General features: G+C 62.8%; 2 protein-coding genes. Both read left to right on the top strand.

What is annotated here, in order from left to right:
- The first annotated feature begins 268 nt into the window (after nt 1-268).
- On the top strand, nt 269-1,615 hold the full coding sequence (locus tag DBR24_RS24685; protein ID WP_128616045.1) for a hypothetical protein: 1,347 nt from the start codon (nt 269-271) through the stop codon (nt 1,613-1,615).
- Between the two features lie 35 nt (nt 1,616-1,650).
- Nucleotides 1,651-3,165: Ig-like domain-containing protein (locus tag DBR24_RS24680; RefSeq protein ID WP_256591804.1), on the top strand; the 1,515-nt coding region annotated here is incomplete at its 3' end.

Genomic DNA, 3,165 nt, shown 5'->3' with positions numbered 1-3,165 from the left:
CATTTTCGTCACAGGAAGTCCGCTTTCGCGAGCAAGCTCGCTCCCACAGGTTCTTCATCTGACAGACGTTCAATGTCATCCCCACCGTCCCCGATTCTGGGGAATGACGCCCTTTCCCCGCTGGCCAAAAACCTGACCCTTCTGCGCGTCAAGCCCTCTATCCCGGCCCTCTCCCGTCCATCCACGACACCTTGGCATGGAAGGTGTACAGGCCCTGTGCAACTGACCCATCCCCAAGGGGCAGGTACTTTGATAGAGGGATTAACTCATGCACCCTTTACTGTCCAAAACCGCGACTGTCCTGGTCGTGAGCGCGTTGGCCCAGGGCATTGCCCAGGCCGCTTTGTTCGCTGTTGATCCGGGGCCTTACGTACCGGCCAATGGCGGTTTCGCCAGTTGGTATCAAGACACCCACGGCCGCACCCTGGACCTGTGCCTGTCCAAAGCGCTCAGTTCGCGAGTGCCCAGCACACCGGGCGCGCCTTCGTATATGTGCTCGCTGTTGCCGGCGCCCGGCATATTCGATGACGCCCAACCGCTGGCTTTCCCCAGCAACTTCCCCGACGAGGCATTCTGGTTTACCGCTGACGGCACGATTGTCGACGCCGCGCGCGGCATCAACCTTTCCTACGGCTCGGCGATCGAAGCCGCGTTCAGTGGCGGTGACCCGGCGGAAGGCGATCAGATCAGCTTCGCGCGGATCCGCATCCGGGTCGATATTCCTACAGCCGGCACCTACGTCATCACCCACCCGTATGGCGTCGAAGTGTTCAACATCGACACTCCCGGCCGCCGCGCAATCAACATGACCCGCGACATCGGCATCGGCACACCGAAAACCTACGACGGCGCGCTCAAGGGGGACGTCGGACCGTTCCTGCGCAGTCTCAACGGGCCCTACACCGAAACCAATCCGGTGACTGGCTCGGCAGAACAATTTGTCGGTGATCCGAACCTTGAAGAAGCCGTGACCGGCAGCCCGTTCAACACCAACTTCATTCGTATCGAAGGCCCCAATGGTCTGGATCTGCGGACCACGACATTCGCCGTCTCCGGCAAGTTGTCGACGGTAGTTCGACCCACACCAATGATTACCCAGCGCAGCACCTACTCGCGCAAAGCGGGGACCAGTGCACCGGTCGCCCAACAGGACGTCTTCGTCCTCGCACCACCCGCGCCCGGCACGGTCGCCGTGACCAGTTTCACCCCGGTGCTGAACATGACCGAAGCCAACTCCACCGGTGCCTGGTATGCGCAATCGTCGGCCAACCCGACCGTGCCGAGCGTCCTGCAAGTGACCGCCGACAACCACCTGGCCATCGCCAGCAGCACGCCGACCACCCTGCCCATGACCCTGACCGACCTGGTGGTGATCCAGAGCGCGCAATACAGCCTGAGCTCCGGACAACTCACCGTGGTGGCCTCGACCAGTGACGAAACCTCGCCCCCCGTACTTACCGCCACCTCCGGCAGCGGCGCCGCCATCGGTGCCCTGAGCGGCGACGGCGCGGTGAAAACCCTCGCCACCGGGATCTCGCCGATACCGCCGGCCAAAGTGCGCGTGACGTCGTCCAACGGCGGCAGCGACACCGAAGAAGTGGTCATCGTGCAATGAACGCTCACATGCCCAGATCCGTATCAGGAGGCATCATGAACAAGTGGCCACGCTTTGCGCTCAACGCGCTCGGGCTCGCTCTCTCGCTGACCGGCAGTGCCTATGCGCAACTCGCCGCCGTCGACCCCGGTCCCTACACCTTCGCCACCGGGAAATTCCCGATGTGGTACCAGGACAACAATCTGCTGTCGATGGAGCTCTGTCAGTCGCGCGCCGCCAGCTCGCGGGTAGCGGTCAGCACGCCACCGGCCTACATGTGCACCCTGCTGCCGGAGCCGGGCATCTTCGACGACAGCCTGCCGATGGTGTTCCCCGACAACTGGCCGCCAGAAGCCTTCTGGTTTCTCGCCGAAACCACTATTCCCAACAACGGCGCCGGCTATGGCATGGACGCTTATGTGGCCGGGATAGAAGCCGCGTTTGCCTCGGGAAACCCGGCTGACGGCGATCAACAAAGCTTCGCGCGCATTCGTATCCGGGTGAACGTTCCCGTGGCCGGTACCTACACCATCACTCACCCGTATGGTGTGGAAACGGTCAACGTCACCACCCCCGGACGCCGCGCGATCAACATCACCAAAGACATCGGCATCGGTGCGCCGGGCGATTTCAGCGGCACACTCAACGGCGCCATCGGGCCATTCCTGCGCAGCATCAACGGCCCGTACACCGAAGTAAACCCGGACACCGGCAGCGTCGAAACCTTCGTTGGCGACCCGAACCTCACCGAAGCAGTAACCGGCAGCCCGTTCAACACCAACTTCGTACGCATCGTCGGGCCGTCCGGCGCCGGCACCATTCAGACAGCCCTGTTCACCGTCGCCGGCAAGGTGCTCGACAGCCGTCAGCAAACCCATGTCGACATCGACCGCGCCACTTATCGCCGAACCTCGGCCGGTGTGCGTGCCGAGGTGTTCGCCAAGGCTGACAGCAGCTCGACCCTGTGCTTCCGTGAAACCGTCGCGTTGCTTCCTGGCCCACCGCCTACGCCATGCGAGACCAGCCTGACCGGTGACAATACCGGTTTGTTCTTCGGCCAGCGCCTGGGCAACGGCACCCTGCCGTCAGTCGTCGTGGTGACCGCGACCAACCCGGCCGGGACCACGCGACCAACATCGGTGTCGAGCAAGCTCACCGACGTGGTGAAAGTGCAAACAGCACGCTACAGCTGGGCCAACAAAACCTTGCTGATCGAAGCGACATCGACCGATGAAGTGGCGATCCCCGACATGGTTGCGCAAGGCTACGGACGTCTGTCGAAAACCGGCACCCTGCAACGCATCACCGTCGCCGACCTGACTCAGCCACCGGCCACCGTGACGGTTAAATCCGCCGCTGGCGGCAATGACACCGAGCCCGTTGTCGTGGTCGGCACCGCACCGGACACCGGCGAAAACCAGGCACCGATCGCTAACGCCGACAGCGGCAGCACCAGTTTCGGCGTGCCGATCACCCTCAGCTTGTTGACCAACGACAGCGATCCCGATGGTAATAATCCGCTGAGCATTACCGCGTTGACTCAACCTGCTGCGAACCAAGGCACCGTGGCC

Origin of the sequence: Pseudomonas sp. HMWF006 (assembly GCF_003061205.1) — a bacterium.
GTDB lineage: Bacteria > Pseudomonadota > Gammaproteobacteria > Pseudomonadales > Pseudomonadaceae > Aquipseudomonas > Aquipseudomonas monsensis.
Note: the sequence above shows the minus strand (reverse complement) of the source record. Positions and strands in the feature narration are given on the sequence as shown.

Bases quoted from the DNA above. Each gene is read 5' to 3' on its own strand.
- DBR24_RS24685 (WP_128616045.1), top strand. From the start codon at position 269: ATGCACCCTTTACTGTCCAAAACCGCGACTGTCCTGGTCGTGAGCGCG.